The sequence below is a fragment of the Clostridium vitabionis genome, from assembly GCF_015351765.1.
Taxonomy (GTDB): Bacteria; Bacillota; Clostridia; order Lachnospirales; family Lachnospiraceae; genus Clostridium_R; species Clostridium_R vitabionis.
Map to the genome: position 1 here is coordinate 188040 of NZ_JADKQA010000002.1, position 18863 is coordinate 206902.

General features: G+C 44.4%; 15 protein-coding genes and 2 pseudogenes. 12 read left to right on the plus strand and 5 right to left on the minus strand.

Translation table 11 applies throughout. The annotated features are described in order from the left end of the window. The first annotated feature begins 284 nt into the window (after positions 1-284). From ISF27_RS05760 to ISF27_RS05790, 7 genes are all read left to right on the plus strand, one after another. Complete coding sequence (locus ISF27_RS05760) at positions 285-1262, plus strand: thiamine pyrophosphate-dependent dehydrogenase E1 component subunit alpha (protein ID WP_328701524.1); 978 nt, start codon at positions 285-287, stop codon at positions 1260-1262. 4 nt (positions 1263-1266) lie between these two features. Beyond that, the gene (locus tag ISF27_RS05765; RefSeq protein ID WP_194610073.1) at positions 1267-2343 is read left to right on the plus strand and encodes an alpha-ketoacid dehydrogenase subunit beta; all 1077 of its coding nucleotides are present in this window, start codon (positions 1267-1269) and stop codon (positions 2341-2343) included. A gap of 43 nt (positions 2344-2386) precedes the next feature. Then, entirely contained in the window at positions 2387-3637 is a 1251-nt protein-coding gene (locus ISF27_RS05770) for a dihydrolipoamide acetyltransferase family protein (RefSeq protein ID WP_194610075.1), read from the plus strand. A gap of 16 nt (positions 3638-3653) precedes the next feature. Continuing rightward, positions 3654-5021, plus strand: coding sequence for a dihydrolipoyl dehydrogenase (gene lpdA / locus ISF27_RS05775; protein ID WP_194610077.1), 1368 nt, complete (start codon positions 3654-3656; stop codon positions 5019-5021). Positions 5022-5037: 16 nt separating this feature from the next. After that, positions 5038-5772, plus strand: a complete 735-nt coding sequence (locus tag ISF27_RS05780; protein WP_194610079.1) for an SDR family NAD(P)-dependent oxidoreductase — start codon at positions 5038-5040, stop codon at positions 5770-5772. A gap of 71 nt (positions 5773-5843) precedes the next feature. Further along, positions 5844-6608 carry an MBL fold metallo-hydrolase gene (locus tag ISF27_RS05785; RefSeq protein ID WP_194610081.1) on the plus strand — a complete coding sequence of 255 codons (765 nt, stop codon included), beginning with the start codon at positions 5844-5846 and terminating at the stop codon, positions 6606-6608. A gap of 17 nt (positions 6609-6625) precedes the next feature. After that, complete coding sequence (locus ISF27_RS05790; protein WP_235986044.1) at positions 6626-7612, plus strand: lipoate--protein ligase; 987 nt, start codon at positions 6626-6628, stop codon at positions 7610-7612. A gap of 181 nt (positions 7613-7793) precedes the next feature. Here ISF27_RS05790 and ISF27_RS05795 read toward each other — a convergent pair. Continuing rightward, positions 7794-9088 (minus strand): annotated as a pseudogene (locus ISF27_RS05795) (IS256 family transposase). Between ISF27_RS05795 and ISF27_RS05800 the strand changes: the two are divergent. Next, positions 9057-9476: a class II aldolase/adducin family protein gene (locus tag ISF27_RS05800; RefSeq protein ID WP_407926057.1), complete on the plus strand. Its 420-nt coding sequence runs from the start codon at positions 9057-9059 to the stop codon at positions 9474-9476. The pseudogene ISF27_RS05795 and the gene ISF27_RS05800 overlap by 32 nt on opposite strands. Before the next feature lie 95 nt (positions 9477-9571). Here ISF27_RS05800 and ISF27_RS05805 read toward each other — a convergent pair whose 3' ends face one another. Then, entirely contained in the window at positions 9572-10765 is a 1194-nt protein-coding gene (locus ISF27_RS05805) for an IS110 family RNA-guided transposase (RefSeq protein ID WP_194610083.1), read from the minus strand. A 419-nt stretch (positions 10766-11184) separates the two neighbouring features. Here ISF27_RS05805 and ISF27_RS05810 point away from each other — a divergent pair, with 419 nt between their 5' ends. Continuing rightward, positions 11185-12054, plus strand: coding sequence for a MurR/RpiR family transcriptional regulator (locus ISF27_RS05810; RefSeq protein WP_194610086.1), 870 nt, complete (start codon positions 11185-11187; stop codon positions 12052-12054). Here ISF27_RS05810 and ISF27_RS05815 read toward each other — a convergent pair. From ISF27_RS05815 to ISF27_RS05825, 3 genes are read right to left on the minus strand one after another with little or no spacing between them, the layout of a single operon-like run. Continuing rightward, a complete protein-coding gene (locus ISF27_RS05815) occupies positions 12025-13434 on the minus strand; it encodes a Na+/H+ antiporter NhaC family protein (RefSeq protein WP_194610088.1) in 1410 nt (469 codons plus the stop codon). The genes ISF27_RS05810 and ISF27_RS05815 overlap by 30 nt on opposite strands. 11 nt (positions 13435-13445) lie before the next feature. Next, the gene (locus tag ISF27_RS05820) at positions 13446-14567 is read right to left on the minus strand and encodes a tyramine oxidase subunit B (protein WP_194610090.1); all 1122 of its coding nucleotides are present in this window, start codon (positions 14565-14567) and stop codon (positions 13446-13448) included. A 51-nt stretch (positions 14568-14618) separates the two neighbouring features. Beyond that, on the minus strand, positions 14619-15974 hold the full coding sequence (locus ISF27_RS05825) for a sodium/glutamate symporter (protein WP_194610092.1): 1356 nt from the start codon (positions 15972-15974) through the stop codon (positions 14619-14621). A gap of 632 nt (positions 15975-16606) precedes the next feature. On the opposite strand from ISF27_RS05825, the gene ISF27_RS05830 reads away from it, so the two are divergent. The 3 genes and pseudogenes from ISF27_RS05830 to ISF27_RS05840 all read left to right on the plus strand — a co-directional run. Further along, positions 16607-18310 carry an IS1634 family transposase gene (locus ISF27_RS05830; protein ID WP_235986045.1) on the plus strand — a complete coding sequence of 568 codons (1704 nt, stop codon included), beginning with the start codon at positions 16607-16609 and terminating at the stop codon, positions 18308-18310. After that, on the plus strand, positions 18288-18500 hold the full coding sequence (locus ISF27_RS05835) for a hypothetical protein (protein WP_194610096.1): 213 nt from the start codon (positions 18288-18290) through the stop codon (positions 18498-18500). Before ISF27_RS05830 ends, ISF27_RS05835 begins: the two co-directional genes overlap by 23 nt. Positions 18501-18616: 116 nt before the next feature. Beyond that, positions 18617-18863, plus strand: a pseudogene (locus ISF27_RS05840) (transposase); the annotation flags it as partial.

An 18863-nucleotide genomic window follows, 5' to 3' on the forward strand; every position in this document is an offset into this window, starting at 1 on the left:
TTCGGAAAACTCATGATTCAATTATAGTCTGTCAAACAAGCATATTGCAAGAGAATATTAAAAATAATTTTAATTTTTACAAAATGACAGATTTATTTGGGCTAAATTTGGCAATAATGCGCACGAAAAATAGAGCAATAATGATATTTTGTGGAATTTGCTTGCTGTGCCGGACAAATTCTGATTAATCATACGAGCGCACTTGACAATATGGCGGGATTGGTTATATATTAGTAATATATAAAGATACATATTACTAATAAATTCGACGAGGAGGTGCCGATGTGAGTGATTTTCCTTCTAATGAAAAAGCTTTGGGTATGTACAAAAAAATGTATCAAATACGTAAGTATGAGGAGAGCATCTACTATCTCTTTTTAGAGGGAATCATGCCTGGAACCATTCATCAGAGTACTGGAGAGGAGGCCTGCGCAGTAGGAATGCTGTATGATCTGCGAAAAGATGACTGGATGGCCTCTACACATCGGCCAGCGGGGCATGATATCGCTAAGGGGATCAGCGTAAAGGCTATGATGTGCGAGATGTTTGGCAAAGCAGATGGATGTTGCGGTGGTAAGGGTGGCGCCATGCATACTGGCGACATTAATGTAGGCGCACTTCCTGCTAATGCTATCGTGGGTGGCAATTTGCCTATTGCTGCTGGGGTGGGGCTCGCTTTTAAAATGAAGAAGAAAGATAGCGTGGTAGTTTGCTTCTTTGGCGATGGAGCCTCAAACGAAGGCTCATATCACGAGACAATGAATGCAGCTGGGCTGTGGAAGCTCCCCGTAATCTTTGTTTGCGAAAACAACATGTATTCTGCAACGACGTCTATTTTGCTTACCTGTTGCCAGGAAAACGTAGCAGCAGATCGGGCGGCAGTATATGGAATCCCCAGTGAAGTGGTGGATGGAAATGATGTTTTGGCAGTTAATGACGCGGCGGCTCGCGCCATTACACGCGCTCGTGCGGGTGGAGGTGCTACCATTATTGAATTGAAAACATATCGTCATGGTGGTCATTCTCGAAATGATGCGTGTGGTTACCGACCGAAGGACGAAGAAAAATTATGGATACAGGATCGCGATCCGGTAAAAAACTTTCGCAAGAGAATTTTGGAACATGGGGTCATTAGCGAGAAAGAACTTGAAAAAGAAGAGATGATTATTGATCAGGAAATTGAAGACGCGGTGGAGTATGCAAAGAATGCGCCGTTGCCCAGCTATGAGTCCGCATTGAAAAATGTTTATATGGAGGGTTGAAGCTATGGCAATTATGTCAATTGCAGATGCATACAAGTGTGCAATCCAGGAAGAAATGCGCAGAGATTCCTCCGTTTACTGTATTGGGGAGGATGAGGATATTCCCGGCGGTATGGGCGGAGCGTTTACAGTCACTAAAGGGCTTGGAGAGGAGTTTGGCGCCAATGTACGGGTAGCGTTGGATGGCGGCAACTTTGAACTGAAAGGCACGGAGAATATTGGTGATGATCGAGTGATCAACACCCCTATTTCTGAAATTTTAATCGCAGGAGTATGTGTGGGCTCTGCTATGGCGGGAATGCGGCCGGTGGCAGACTTGCAGTACGGAGATTTCCTGTTCTGTATGATGGATCAGTTAGTAAACCAAGCGGCAAAGATGTGCTACATGTCTGATGGAAAGGTTCATGTTCCCATGGTGATGCGGGCTCCTTGTGGGGCGACTAATCGAGGGGCGCAGCACGCGCAAAGCCTCGAGAGTTATTTTATTCATGTGCCTGGATTAAAAGTAATCTGTCCATCTACTCCCTATGACGCTAAGGGGCTGATGAAACAGGCCATACGGGATGAAAATCCGGTGCTGGTATTTGAGCATAAATTGCTCTACGGTGGCAAAAGAAAAGAAGCAGGCCAGCTTAGCGCCGCTGGTGAAGTGCCAGAGACGGATTATACCATTCCGTTTGGCCAGGCAGCTGTTCGAAGGGAAGGTAAGGATATCACGATAGTAGCGAATATGTTGATGTGGTATAAGGCTATGCAGGCAGCTGAGGAATTGGAAGCAGAAGGTATCAGTTGCGAGATTATTGATCCGCGAACTCTAGTACCATTTGATTATCAAACAGTGACAAGATCTCTTGAAAAGACAGGTAAATTGATGATCATACATGAGGATACTTACACTGGCGGGTGGGGGGCACAACTGGCATCCTGGATAGCCGAGAACGCTATTACACTGCTTGATGCGCCAGTTGTGCGTGTAACAGCGCCAGATACACCCATTCCATTCTGCCCTGCGTTGGAAAGTTATGTGGTTCCATCTAAACAGAGGATTGCTGATGCGGCACGGAAGTTGGCTAAGCTTTGATTTAGTGATTTAGTTTAACGAGTCAGAAAGCGAGGGATAGCACATGATTCAGGAAATCAAAATGCCTGCTGCCGGGCAGACCACGGATGAGGCTACTATCGTCAAAGTGAATGTGACGGTTGGCGATACCGTGAAACGGGGGGATGTGCTGCTGGAAGCGGAGACGGATAAGGCTGTTTTACCGATAGAGAGCTTTGCCTCGGGTCAAGTATTTGATGTGCTTGTGTCCGAAGGAGATACTGTAGCAGCAGGAACAATTCTGGCTGTTATCGGAAAGGCGGAAGATTCAGCTGTGTATCACCGGAGTGATGCTGCGGTGAAAAAAAACCTTGCTGCGCAAGTACCAATTGGCCTCGCAAGGCAAGAGGAGTATCTGCCTATTGTCAAGAATCTTGCCGCTGAGAGAGAGGCTAAAACTATTGCGGTTGATGAGAATGGGGGATTATCGCATTTCCCCGCTATGCCTAACGCTAAAATGCTGGCAAATGAAATGAAATTGGATATCACTACAGTGCCCGCATCTAATGGCTTATTTGTAAAGCGGCAGGATGTAGAACAAAAGTTAAAAACATATCAGGATGCAGCTGTGACAAAATCTGTTTCTGCACCAGGGGGGACATATGAAGTCATGCCTATGACCAGGATGCGGACGGTTATATGTCGGCGAATGCAGGAATCTGCTCAGAATATCCCGGCATGGCAGTGTACAGTGAGTGTGGATATGTCAGCGAGCATGGCTTTACGGGATACATTCAAAACGAAGAGAGGTGTTAATCTATCCTATAACGATATCATAGCAAAGGCCATTGCTGTAGCGGCGCGAAAATATCCTTTGGTTAGAGCCCGGTATGAAGAAAATGAGGTTCGGATATTCAGGCATACTAATATTGGGTTGGCTGTCGGCTTGGATGGAGCGTTGGTGGTGCCTGTCGTAAAGGAAATTGACAGTAAGAATCTGGAAGAGATCGCGACAGCTTACAAGAACGTGATCCAAAAAGCTCGTAACAATTGTTTGGAGATTGATGAGATGGGGTGCGGAAGCATTACGATCTCTAACTTGGGGATGTACGATGTGGATCACTTTATTGCAATCGTAAATCCGCCAGAGAGTTGCATCTTGGCGGTTGGAAAGATTGAACCACGGCCGGTATGGGATGGAAAGCTGTTTCAACCGGTTCCTAAAATGACTATCACCGGCTCGTTTGATCATCGTATTATCGATGGCGCTTATGGCGCCCAGTTTTTGCGGGAACTGAAGATGCTCATGGAAAACCCATTACTTTTATTGGGGTGAGTTAGGGAGGATAGTCATGGAACAATTTGATATTCTGGTGATTGGTGGAGGACCGGGGGGATATTCTCTAAGTCTTGCTGCCGCAAAAGCTGGTATGAAAGTAGCCTTATTTGAAAAAGAACGTGTGGGTGGTACTTGCCTAAATGTCGGGTGCATCCCTACCAAGTATCTATTGGATAAAGCGATAACTATGGAGAAGGTTCGATCCCTAGTCAATAAGGATATTTTTCGAGATGCCGGGACGTTTAGTTTTAAGAAGATTCAGTCGGGAAGTAGAGAGGTTGTCGATAAGCTGGTAGGTGGCGTGCAGTTCCTTCTGAAAAAGAATCAAGTCACGGTGGTCTTAGGAACAGCGACATTGAAAGATGACCACATTGTGACCTGTTGTGGTAAGGAGTATCAGGGCAAATATGTGGTTATTGCTACTGGCTCTCAGCCTATGCCGATTCCAATTCCGGGCCATGAGCTGTGTATTGATTCGACAGGAGCGTTGAATTTGAAAACTCTACCCCGATCAATGGTAGTGATTGGTGGCGGCGTTATAGGATTGGAACTGGCATGCGCTTTCTCAGCATACGGAACAGAGGTGACAATAGTAGAGCTAATGCCGGAACTGTTGCCCGTAGAGCAGAAAGAGGCGGTTCAAGCGTTGGAAAAATTTCTAAAGCAGCAAGGGATTAGTCTGCTCACCGGTACTAAGGTGCTGAGAGTCGAAGAAACTGGCTCGGGGCAGAGGGCTGTATACGAGAAAGATGGAAAGGAGGGATTGGTAGATTCAGAATTGGTACTAATGGCAGCGGGACGGAAGCCCAATTTTTGCGGGATTGATACCGATGCTTTAAAACTTGCCATGAATGGTAAATATATTGCCGTGGATGCCCATCAACGGACAAATTTGGATGGTGTGTACGCCATCGGTGATGTGGCGGGCGGATATCAGTTGGCGCATGCCGCTTATGCTGAGGCTGAAGCAGCCCTGGCCGACATACTTGGGCAGGATGAATCGTATGGTACCGTGCCTGTTCCTGTCTGCATATATACTATTCCATGCTTTGCGACGGTTGGATTGACTACAGAGGGGGCAAAAAAAAGAGGATATTCCCCCTGCCTTGGCAGTTTTGACTATAACGCCAACGGAATGGCATTAGCGGAAGGGGCTTCCGGCAGCGTATACGTTGTAATGGATAAGATAACAAAAATCACTTTAGGTGTAACTGTAGTGGGCGAAAACGCATCAGAGATGATAGCTTTTGGGGCAGATGCAGTTCGAGATCGTCTGACGTTGAAGCAGTGGAAACAGATAGTGGTAGCACACCCATCTTTGTGTGAAATGCTGCGGGAAGCTGCGTTGGACGCATTTGGCATTTCAATCCACAAGGGATAAAGGAGTTAATATGCTGTTGACGGATAAAGTGGCTCTAGTCACGGGCGGCGGAAGGGGAATCGGAGAAGCTAGTGCGAAACGTTTAGCGGAATATGGAGCTAAAGTTATTATTGCGGATATGAATCTTGATGCGGCCAATAGCGTGGCGAGCGACATCAATATTCATGATGGTGAGGCATGCGCATTGGAATTTAATGTGGCAGAGTTTGATACCATTTCGGGAAAAATTGCTGAAGCTAAATCGATGTTCGGCCATATTGATATCTTGGTGAATGTAGCAGGTGTCACTGGCTCCACGCCGATTGAAGAAATCACCTTGGCAGGTTGGGATCGAATGATGGACATCGACCTAAAGTCCATGTTTTTTGTGACGCAGGCTGTATTCTGCATTATGAAAGATCAGAATTATGGCAAACTGGTTCACATGTCTTCACTTGCAGCATTGCGTGGAGGCAGGAGCTCTGATGCTTCTTATGCCTGCGCAAAAGCAGGGATCTTGAATCTTAGCAAGTGCTTTGCTCTCCGCGGCGCTCCATATCATATTACTTCTAATGCAGTATGTCCTGGTAATATCCTCACTCCAATGGGGAGAGCACTTTCTTGGTCAAAAGTAGATCCGAAAACGTATATTCCTATGGGGCGATATGGTACAGCAGAAGATGTTGCCAATGCCGTGTTATTTTACGCCAGTGATCTTTCTTCCTACGTCACAGGTGACTATATGAATGTTAACGGCGGCTTGTATATGTGAGAAAAAGCCGGAAAAGGCGATGGGGATTGCTTAATTTGAATAAATGACAAATGGGCATTGAGGAGGGCTGTATGGAGAAAGTGGTTAGAGCAACATTGGTTTCTAATGCCGGTCTTCTCGTGGAATACAGCGGGGTAAAAATTTTGGTAGATGCCATCTACCATACCACAGATCCATTTACTAATCCCCCAAAAGCTGTATGGTCTGCAATGCTTGCAGGAGAACACCCTTTTGATGGTGTAGATACATTGTTGTTCACCCATAATCATCCGGATCATTTTTCACCTGAGTGGCTGAAGGAGTATATTTGGCATCGCCCTGTCAGACGAGTTTTCTTGCCGACTATGGAATCACGGTGTGAAGAAAATTTAAAGATATTTTTGGAGGATCATGGGATATGGTGGACTCATTTTACGCCAGGAATGCAAATGGAGGATTTTTCTATTCCAGGCGGAATTGAGATTCGACCATATTTTACACGGCATATTGATAAAAGCTATTGGAATGTGCCGCACAGCTGCTATCTGATAACAATCGGTAAAAAAAGTATATTTTTGACTGCTGATGTAGATTATACAAAAGAGAGGTTTGAACAGCTTTCTCAAGTTCATATTGATGTAGCTTTTATTAATCCTCTTTTTTTCAGTGCACTTCAGACAGGGACTTTTTTTAAGGGGATATTAAAACCGGATATTTTTTGCATCTATCATGTTCCGTCTCAGCGAGACGATCGGTGGAAAATCCGCTCATTATTATCACATAATTTGCGCCAGTGGAACCCGAGCAAGGGGAAGATAGCCGTTCTGGATAAACCATACCAGTATGTGGAAGTTTAAGAACGAGAGAAAATCATATGAATCATCAAATGTTTTATTTTGAAACCGGCTCTATAAACCCATATTATAATTTGGCGTTTGAGGAATTTGTTCTAACGCACCGCATGGAGGGGGACTGTCTGATCCTTTGGCAAAATGATAATACAATTGTTCTCGGACTAAACCAGAATGCTGAAGAAGAAATAAACCGCAATTTTGTGGAAGAACATCGGGTTCATGTGGTTCGGCGCTCAACGGGTGGGGGTGCTGTGTATCATGATCTTGGAAATTTAAATTACTCTTTTATTTCTGACTTAGGGGAGAATAAATTAGCGTTTGGACGGTTCACAAGGCCGATTGTTGAAGCCCTTAAAGGGTTAGGACTCAACGCTGAAGTATCTGGTCGAAACGATATTTTGGTAAATGGCCGCAAGGTTTCTGGCACAGCGCAACGAATCTTCAAAAATCGCATTCTGCATCATGGAACACTATTATTTGATACCAATCATGACTTAGTGGCCAATGCCCTGCACGTAGATCCTAGCAAATTTCAGTCGAAAAGTTCTAAATCAGTTCGCAGCCGCATCGGTAATATACGGGATTTTTTACCTAAAGACATGGAACTTTCGGGATTCTGGGCATACCTGAAAGATTTCCTCGCGGGGGGAGGCATTGTTTGTGACACTTTAACGGCGTCTGAATTGGAGGAGGTAGATAGGCTGAAGATAAGTAAATATGATACTTGGGAATGGAATTTTGGCAGATCGCCCCGATATAACGTGACAAATAAGCAGCGATATGATGCGGGTATTTTGAAATTCCGAGCAGCCGTTGAAAGCGGATTGATTCGGGAAATTGTGTTTTATGGCGATTTCTTGGCGACCAGTCCTATAACTCCCTTGACAAATGCGCTCATTGGGTGTGTCTTTCGGAAGGCGGATGTAGCACCGGTGCTGGATCGTTTTGACCTTGCATCTATGTTTGGAGGCATTACGAAGGACGAAATACTAAAGGTTATGTTTTGAGAGGTTCCGGAGTCAAGTCCAAATTTGTGTGTAAATTGATTTTCTCTTAGGTGCCTGTGGCACCGGGGGATGCCTTGCATCCCTTGGCTGTCCACAAGCTCTCTTGAAGGTGCGTCAAGGGTGCACGGTAAGTGCAACCTCGACGAGGCTCCCTTGACGGCGCCTGAAAGAGTGCTATATCTCAGGCGGCTCTGAGTTTTTGTTGTTCCTCTGCCATTTGCCTCAGGTCAGTGACCGTGCTGGAATTGATCAGCGCCGCATATGTCGCCGGGCTGAATATAGCCTTCCTGGCGTTTTCAGCATCGTTCCTTTCCAACAAAACAGAACCCATCAATCGCAGCAGTGAGCTTTCATTTGGAAAGATCCCGATGACGGAAGAACGGCGTTTCAGCTCTTTGTTTAACCGCTCTATGTGGTTCGACGTCCTGAAATATTTCCGAAGGTATTTCGGAAGCGTCATAACAGTCATGGCACTTTCGAACCCTTCATCCAGGCACATCATGGCAGATTCAGCGACGTCCTTGTAATCGGCGATGATCGCATCCCGCTTTTTTCGAGCGTCATCTATCGTGTTGCAGTTCCACATCTCCTGAAGTTCTGGCGGATCCCCGCCTGATATTTCTTAGGCGCTTTTTCCGAGATATTCTTCGAAAAATGAAACTGGCAGCGCTGCCACGGAACATCCGGGAACACCTTGCTGATAGCATCCTGGATGCCTTCGTGGGCATCCGAGGTAATCATCAGAAGATCCTTGAGGCCGCGATCTTTCAGGCTTTGGAGGAAAGCATTCCAAGCAGGCTTCGATTCGTTATCGAACACGCCGAAGCCGAGAATTTCACGATGGCCGTCCTGGCTTGTCTCATAGGCGATCATGAAAGCTCTAGAGATAATTCTATGATTGACCCTGACCTTGAAATACGTTGCGTCTACCGTCAGAAACGGATAGTTGCCAGACAACGGTCTGTTACGGAATTCCTCGACTCTTTGATCCAGATCCTTGCAGACTTCCGAGACGGAAGATTTCGAGAAGGATGTTCCGCAGAGAGTTTTTGATACCTTGCGGGTCGCTACGCCGCTGACAACCATCTCTGCCATGCTGGCAATCAAAGCGGCTTCACTCCGAGAATAGTTCTCAAAGACAAGGGTCTTGAACGGGATGTTGCGATGCCTGGGTACCGTTAATGTGATCCGCCCTATCCGGGTCTTAAGTTCACGCTCCCGTGTGCCGTTGCGGCTGTCTGTGCGCTCTTCTGACCGCTCATATGGCTCTGCTTTAAGCTGGGCGGTGGATTCCGCCATCAGTATGCTGTTAAGGCTGCTCCGGAGCAACTCGCGGAACGCCTGATCATGATCTTTTGAAAGAAGCTGTAGAATTCCCTCCTGATTCAATGTAATATTGAGGTGAGCCATTTGTTCATCCTCCTCGGTATTATGTTGATTGTGGATGGGCTCAGTCGGGGAGAGATATCCCTGCATATGGACAACACATGCGGATTATTTTTATGGGGCGATTCCTTGTACACGTTCTCTTACACAAACAGAAATCGATGAAGGGTATGAATATAATACAGGTGTTGTTATCACGGAAACCTTTGTCGAGCGTACAATAGATCCAGAATCGGTTCCGGCAGTTTTATGCAAGAATCACGGGCCATTCACATGGGGCAAAGATCCAATAGATGCGGTACATAATGCAGCCTATCTGGAGATAGTTGCGAAAATGGCTGCATTAACTGAGAAAAATAATCCGGAGGTGGAACCGTGTCCTCAGCGGATTCTCGATAAACATTACTATCGCAAGCATGGCAAAAATGCCTATTATGGCCAGATAAATCTTGCTAATGTTTGTCAAGCGGATTTTTGAAGATTTTGAGAACCTTGAGAACAAAAAGAGAGTAACCTTAATAAGACCTGCTGTTGCAGGCCGGCAGTTAACGGCTATAATGAAAGCGGACGGATTTACTTGTACAACTCCATTGCACGAGCGTAGTAGATCCGCAGAAACTTATTGACGGCAGCCATTTTGGCTACGTTGTATGGTTTCCCTTCCTGTTCCTTTTTGAGCAGAAAAAGGTAAACAGGATCGTCCTGAGGTTTTGTCAGTTTGAGAGCCTGCATTACCTCAAAACAAGCTTTTCTTAGAGCCGGGTTGCCACGTTTGGAGATGTGACGATTCCGGCTCTCGAATTGTCCGGACTGATATGGCGGAGCATCATTGCCGACATAAGCATTGAGTGCTTTGCCACTGTGAAAACGGCGAATGTCACCGATTTCTCCAAGAATGATCGGTCCCAGTCGGTCCCCCACGCCGGCCATAGAACGAAGCACTTTGTACTCCGGCATGGTCTCTGCTATGATCCGCATTTGAAGATTGATCTCATCGGCAGCTTTCTGAGATGTGGATACGAGATCAACACATTGATCCTGAGTCATTGCGGATAAGGGATTTTCTCCACGGGTGGTAACACTGTTAAGGACCAACTCATAGATAGCAAGTCCCTTAGAACCGGCAAAACGATCCTTTGTCTTCTTGACGAGGACCTGATAGCTGTCCAGGAAACGTGTCTTGCCCATCTTACGGATTACATCGAAAGACTTGAAACGCTTAATGAAACGCAGAAGCACACAGTTGTCGGGATCCCTGCTTTTAAGAGGGAGAATGGTCGTAATGCCGGGCATTGTTTCATCCAGAAGGCTGAGCAGCTGAACTTTGGCAACAGTTAGGGTTGATATCCTCTGACTGTATTGCCTGGACAGAAAACGGAGATCTTCATACTTCTGATCCTGAGGAGTGTAAGGAATCAGCGAATAGGACTTCTCAAGGGCATACTGAGCGATTCGCAGAGAATCACGTTTGTCCGTTTTCGCCTTTCTGAGTTCGGTATCGCCATACTTCTTCATCTGGTATGGATTGATCAGACAGACTGGGAGTTCCGCTTCCTGAAAGGCTTTCAGAAGTGGATAATGATAGTGGCTGGTAGGCTCCATAAGAATGGTTGGAGGTTCGGAAGTCCTCTTGATGTAATCTACCAATGCCTGCAGCTCATCAGCGACATGGTGGACATCAAAAGGTTTGGCACGGATGCTGCCATCCCCATTGAGAATGGCGACTGTACTCTTAGATTTTGATACATCAATACCAACAGCAATCATGAGAAAGACGCTCCTTTCGTAAGTGGTTTATGATTGGATCCAGCTCTTCAAGGTTCACTCATATTCTTTCGTTAAACGGGAGAAGCATTCTTTCCCAACTTGCTGAATCGAATGTAGAACGATGAAGGCGGGCTGACACATTTAACTTCGGGCGTGGTGTCCCAATCGGAAATTACGTCAGACCAATCACCTTCATCATAAAGAAAGAGCAGAGACTATGAAAGCCTCTACTCATATATTAAGAATCGGAATTAATCGATGAATCAAAGGGGATATGCTCCGGTGAATGAGTGCACATTTATTGTAAATTAACAGAATAGTTTTAAAATAAAAATTGTGTCTGTTCAGGGGGCGATCCGAACAGAGCGATTTATAATGGTAAGGGGTTGAATCCAGCAGAGGTGGGAGGGGTGTTTGTTATGACAGATTCAGAGAATTTAATTGCAAAGATAAAAGTACTATACGGAACGCTCCCCTCAAGACAAAAGCACCTATGTCATTATATTATGGCGAATGCCCAGACTGTATGTACTATGCCGATCAATGAGCTATCAGATCGTGCCTCGGTTGGACGTGCAACAATAATGCGCTTTATCAATGAATTAGGATTCGATTCCTATATTTGCTTTAAACAAAAATTATATGAATCGATGACTGTCCACTTTGTCGCGGATCATGTGTCAAATCCCTTTTTTTGGCCGGATAAAATAACAAAAGAAAAAACCACAGATTCTTTGAATGATTGCTGCAAAGAATCTGTGGTCTTGATGCAGGAAACAGCCAAGACGATAAATCGTTCGGAGTTTCACCGTTTTATCGATATCTTGCTTGATGCTTCTAGAGTCAATACTCTTGCTTTTCGCACATCTTATCCGTTGGCTGAATATGTTTATATACAGCTCAGCCAATTTTTGGACAATGTTCGAAATTTGAGTCTCAGTGAAAGCTTAAGCTTTGACGCAGCGCTAAAATTCAGTAAGGGTGATGTTGTATTGATTTTATCCAGCAATCCGACGACAACAACATCAATTAGAATTGCGGAACTTTGTGATCAGAAGCATATACCGGTTTTGGTTATCACGGATTATTCAAAGTCATCATTGCTTAAGTTTGCTACCAGTGCTCTAATTACAGCAAGGTCAGAATCTACTAGACTCTCTATTCTTCCAATTCTATTTCTGTTAGAAGCGATTTTTAACGAGTTAGGTGTTCGGATGGCTCCAGTATCTGTTAATAGTGTTGAGCTCACAAATCGATTTTTAATGAACAATAAAGTTATCATGGATTGAGGAGTTGCGTTTTGGGGGCAAATAGCCGAGAAGAATCATCCCCAGCGGGACAAGTATATTCAGAAATGTAAATTTAATATACTCAGCTCCAGCGACTCCTAGTACCGTTGATAGAAAAATTCCGCAAGTGCTCCAAGGAATGAGAGGCGAGAAAGAACCGGCTCCACTTCCGATGGCAAGTGCAAGTTCTTGTTGGCTAATACCATGTTTTTTGCAAGGCTCTTTGAACATGCTTTCGGGTAAAACGACAGCAACATAAGAATCTGCCATGATCATGGTGGTCAATAATGTTGATATAATAATTGTAAGAATAATATCGCCCTTTCGATGTAATCGCTGGATTAATGGATTCATAAATGCATCCATCAATCCGGTTGCTTCCATAGCACCCCCTAACATCATGCCGACTAATGCAAGTACTAATGTTGATTGAATTGCTCCAATCCCGCCAACTGTTAGTAATGAATCAAGAAAAGTATTTCCACTGTTTAAGACATTGCCGTAATAGCAACTATTGAAGATTTCTTGAAGGGTTTTCCCCTGGATAAATGCAGCTTGAAAAATACCGGCCAAAATTCCAATGGTTATACTCGGAATTGCGGAAAGCTTCATAATAATGCATCCAAACAGCAAGATCGCCGGTATAAAGTCGAGTAGATTGATGCGAAATACATTTCCAATCAATTCTGATAGGGAAGCAATCTGGATTGTAATATCACAGTTGTTGCGATAATTCAAACTTATGATAGCCAGAATGAGTGCGGTAGCCCCAATGCAAATTGAATTGATTAAAATTGCGTTCTTGGAATTTTTTGTTACACTTATATTTGTGACAGATGCAACGAGATTACACATATCAGATATTGGAGATATCCTATCACCGATATAACAGCCTGAAATAATTGCGCCAGCTGCTATTCCGACCGGAAATCCCATGATTTTTGCAATACTGACCAGGGCAAGGCCGACTGTTCCTGCAGCTCCCCAAGAACCGAGCACCATGGACACAATACCGCTCAATAACATACTTCCAACAAGAAAATTGGTAGGAGTGAGCAGCTTAAGGCCATAATAAATCATTGCTGGAACTACACCGCTGATTACCCATACGCCGATCAGGCAGCCAATCAGAACAAGAATCGCGCAAGCTCCCAATGCTTGACTCATTCCGTCGATCATCCCTTTTTCAATGGAATCCCATGAAGTGCCATCAGCGAGGCCTACGATGGAAACGATCACGCATCCAGCCATTAAAGCAACGTGTGGTTGAACTTGAAGGCCAATAATCAGAAGTGCTGCCACTGCAGCAAACACGAGAAGAGTGATTCCCGCAGTGGCAAAAGACATTTTCTTATTGCGAGTGCATTTAGTATCTTCCATTTTTTACATAATTATAATTTGTAAGGTGTGTCCCACAGATTTAACTTTGTTCCAATGCCCATTTTTGCCGCATTATGATAAATTTCAGTTCCCCAAGCAACATCGGATACTGGCATTCCGCCCATCGCAAAAATGATTTGCTCATCATGACTTTGTCTACCGGGTACTTTACCAGCAATAATATCACCAATGTTTGTGACATCACCCCACGTCATCAGACCTTCATCGATATATTCCATCATATAGCTACTGATGATTCCCACCAATTCGTGGAAGTTTCCTTGAACTTTTTTGTAATCATGCCAAAGCATATGCATTTTCTTATTATCAATGATTTTTCGAGCTTTTAGCATGAATTCTTTAGGGACTTCCATTTCTGCGGGAAGAGAGAGCAATACCCCTGGTTTGAGCCAATGATCATCAATAAAAGGTTTTGCCGATCCAGATGTTGCACTGGTTATGATATCAGCATCACGGACGGTTTCTTCAATGCTTTTTGTGATAACCGTTTTCATGTCGGGAAATACTTTTTGAATATACTTACTCATATTTTCTGCTGACTGTGGAATGACATCATATATTTTAGCGAGCTTTAAATTCGGGCATGCATCCTTGATTGCAGTTACACATGCTCTATTGATGACTCCGCAGCCAATTACACCGACTACTTCTGAGTCAGGGTTAGCCAAATATTTTACGCCAACTCCCGGAACGGCTCCAGTTCTCATCGAACTGATTAAATTACCGCTCATATACGCGACTGGCGCTCCGGTATCTGGATCATTAAGAGTCACCATTAAAATGGACCTGGGAAGCCCCTTTTTGATATTTTCACGGTTTGAACCATACCATTTACAGCCAGCCATATTGAAGCGGCCGCCGAGATAAGCGGGCATCGCCATAAAACGGCGGTCAGCGCTTGCAACGGGCATATTCGGGAATGGAGAAGTTAACGGCGGTGTAATTTCGATCCCGTGGGAATTACGATTGGGACCACCCATCAAATAATCGCCTTTCCCGAGAAGCTCAAACATTTCTTCCATTACTCCAATACAGCGATGCATATCTGTTACACCTGCCTTGACCATATCGTCCTGATTTAAATATAAGAAATCAATTTTCGTGTTTGCCATAAAATAGCCTCCTGTTCTAAATGCTGCGTATTATTAGTAGGTTAAATGTTATCAATCACTGCGTCCCTCATGGATAGCTTCTCTGCCCGCCAGAGGCAGGTGATACCACCATCCACATTTCTTGGCTATGACAAGCGAAACAATGACTATAGCCGATGCCACTAAACCAAATAGTATTCCCTGTCCGGACATCATCATGTATGGTCCGACAGACCATGCAATCAATTCGAAGAATGTCTGGATGGATTCAACAAATCCGGTATCTGGCAGGGTGCCTGATTCCTGGTTAGGATCACAAATACGAAGGAGTAACATTCCAATTGCGAAGACGCCGGTGGAATAACCATAGACAAAAATAGATCTTTCAAACCAGCTCTTCCTATTCATACGCGGTCCGAAATAGTAAACAGTAGCCCAACAGATAATAATGCCAAGAATTAAAAGGATTACTAAGGGAACAGCATATTCCACAATGATAGAAATCTTAATTTTGGCAACGCCGAAGAAAACGATGAAATCTGTGCACGTTCCAGCAATGCGGTCGGTGATTCGGAAATCCACATAATCCATAATTCCTGTTGGTTTAAGAAGCGCGGCCATAACAAGGGCGATGAGAAATCCAATGGCATATTCCGGAAGCCAGATTCCGGTCTTATTCCCAAGCCAACTGCAAAACCAAATTCCAGCAGCGGTCGGCATCAGCATTATGGCTAAATGCCAAAAAAGTGGATCTAGGGAAATGGAGGAAATTGTATTACGCCCCATAATGTCCCGATTGCCAGGAGAAATTAATCCTGTACGAAGATCTTCGCTGATATTGCTGAAATCCTTGATGTATTGTGTATAGCCTTTTCGTGCAGCCCACTTGATAAAAATGATTCCGCCAAAAATACCCGTAATAATTCCAGCAGTAGCGAATGTCATCGCGATATCTGTTGCACCGACGAATCCGAGCTTTTCAAAAGTTGATCCAACAGCAGCCGCAGTTCCGTGACCACCCATGAATCCAGCAGCTAGCAATAAGCCAAAACCATCATTGACGCCCATATGGGCTTTGGTCAGGAACAAACAACATATTAATACCGGAATGGAAAACTGGAGTGCCCATGTTGCGAGTTTGTAAAAAAAATAACTTCCTAAGCGTTCGCCTTCTGCTTTGTTGAATGTGATACCTGGAAGACCAACCGCAACAAAGGACATGACAACTAAAGTCCATGTGTAATCTCCAGAATACTCTGACCAATGCAGAACATTAAGAAATTGATCACCTAAAAAGAGCGCGATTAAGCCTCCTAATAGAGAAGCAGGAATAAACATCTTTTGAAAAATACGCACTTTTGCGCGAAATATTTGCGCTATCCAGGTGATTAACGCTGCGATTGTGAAATCATAGATGATAGAAACCATATTTTCGCCCCCTCTCTGATTTGATAGTACTTTTTAATATTGTTGCTTTTGTCCGATCGGATTATTTATTTCAGTTATTCAATACTCTGATTCCAAAATAGACACAATAATATGAGAAAAATAACCAGATATTTGGTTATAACAACAAAATAGCGCAAGGAGAATATGGCAAAAATGATGAATAATTAACTTTTTTGGTAAATTGTATATATAAATAATACCAAAAATGATTGGAACTGTTGCTCAACAAGGTTCCACTCGCGGAACCTTGTTTGCTTGGCAATAGCAATAGATTCTGAACTTCTTCCAAATGTCACACTCAACTGAAAATTCCACTCTGATTTTTCTCAAAATAGCCCGGAAAATCAACGAAAACTGTTGATTTTCCGGGCTGTTTTTGTGTTGACTTCCAATAAAACGGATAACGTATAATGAGTTTCGCAAATTCAATTGTGAACTCTTCAACTGAGTTCCACTAAAAGTTCCATTTCAACTTTGGACTCTAAAAAAGTAAGGAAATATGCGGGTTCCAGCCATTGCAGAAATGAATCGGCAGTGGTATATTTAGTGTAACGGTTACACTAAATATTGGAGGAGCCATGTACCTCAATACCACGGTCAAAATACCGGAAATGAAAGGCAAAATCATTTCCAAGAAAAAAGGTGAAACGACGTATATCCTGTACCAGTATGGCAGCGAATACCATCCGGATAAGCAGTACGCTGTCCCTCTGCGGACGATTGTCGGGAAGGTATCCCCAGCGGATTCGTCACTCATGTTTCCAAACGAAAAGTTTCAGGTTTATTTTCCGGATGCCGAGATTCCGGATGTACTCCCGTTTGCATACCGAAGCTGCTGTCTGAAGATCGGCTCGTGTGTCATCATCCGGAAGGTACTCGATGAATATAAACTTGTGCCGATGCTCAGAAAGCGTTTTGGCGATGATACCGGCCTTATACTGGACCTCGTTTCCTATCTGATCGTCGATGAAGAAAACGCCGGACAGTATTATCCTGATTTCGCCTTCACTCATCCCCTCTATTCAGAGAAGATGACGATCTACAGCGATTCCAAGGTCAGCAGGCTTCTGAAATCAATCACGAAAGATCAGTGCATCGGATTTCTGGATGACTGGAATCAGAACCGGGATCACAGGAGCAGGATCTATATCTCCTATGATTCCACCAACAAAAACTGCGAGGCCGGGGATATCGACATCGTTGAATTCGGAAAAGCCAAGGACGATAAAGGCCTTCCGGTATTCAATCTCTCGATCGCTATGGATAAATCCAACCGGGTGCCGCTCTTCTATGAAGAGTATCCTGGTTCTGTTGCGGATGTTTCCCAGCTCACCTTCATGGTCGACAAGGTCATGGAGTATAACTACAAGAAGATCGGTTTCATTCTTGACCGGGGCTATTTTAGTAAGGAAAACATCCAATATATAGATGAGAACGATTATACTTTCATCATCATGTGCAAAGGCTGCAAGGCACTGGTTTCGTCATTGATCCTTGAAAAACAGGGCACTTTTGAAACAAAGCGGGAATCAGCCATTCGTGCTTACAAAGTTTACGGAACAACGACTGCCGCAAAACTCTATGAGGATGATACGAAAGAGAGATACTTCCATATCTTTTATAATCCATCAAGACAGGCTGCCGAGCGTGAGCACCTGGAGCAGAGGATTGAAAAGTTCCGGCAGTTTCTCGACAAACACATCGGAAAAGAAGCAAAATTCGGCAAGACCTATCAGGAATACTTTCATCTGCACTACGACCGGAAGGGACATTTCCAGGGTGCAGATGAAAGAACCGATGTGATCGAGCGGCAGCTGCAGCTCTGCGGATACTTCTGCATCATCACATCCGAGAAGATGACAGCCACTCAGGCATTGGTTCAGTACAAAGGAAGAGATATCTCCGAGAAACTGTTCCGCTCCGACAAGACTTTTATCGGTTCTCAGAGCGAACGGGTCCACTCATCCGAGAGTATGTCGTCCAAGATCTTTCTTGAGTTCATTGCGCTGATCGTCCGCAATCGGATTTACAACCTTCTTAAGGAGCAGATGATCCGATTGGAAACCAGACAGAAGTATATGACAGTTCCGGCAGCGATCCGGGAACTCGAAAAGATCGAGATGGTCCGCCGCAATAACAACACCTATAAACTGGATCATGCAGTTACCAAAACCCAGAAGATTATCCTCAGTTCCTTCGGGCTGGGAGATGCCGATATCCGGAAAAACGCTGAGGAGTACAGCAGACTGTTAAGCGTGGCACAAGCATTCGAGAGTAAGGAGGAACCTGACAATGGCGAGGAAGAAATCGACTGAAAGCATCGATGCTGAAATCAACAAGGTCAAATCCGATATGTCCAGGCTGCAGGACAGATATGATAAACTCGCAGACAAACTTAAGGGACTTCAGGAACAGAAACGGCGGATTGAAGCTGATGTCATCATGGATGCTTACCTCAAGAGCGGCAAGAGTCTTGATGAGATCATGACGTTTCTGAATCCCTGAAGGCGTTTAGTGTAACTTTTTTGCAGAGTTCACATCAATTGAACAAAAATAGACATAGTCTATTGCCATCGGTAAAATTAAGTTACCACACAAAATCCACCAAGGAGGCAATTACTATGTCCGATAACATTATACAGTTAAATGAAGACCTAATAAAGCATGATCTTAAAGATCTTGTCCGCAGCAGTGTTGAAGAAACGCTGAATGCCCTGCTCGATCATGAAGCGGATGAGAATGCTCCGTCGAAGAAGCTCTGATCGAAATGTATCTGGCCGGGGTATCCGTCCGCCGCGTAGAGGATATCACAGAAGCTATTTGGGGAACTAAGGTATCTCCAGGAACGATCAGTAATCTCAATCAGAA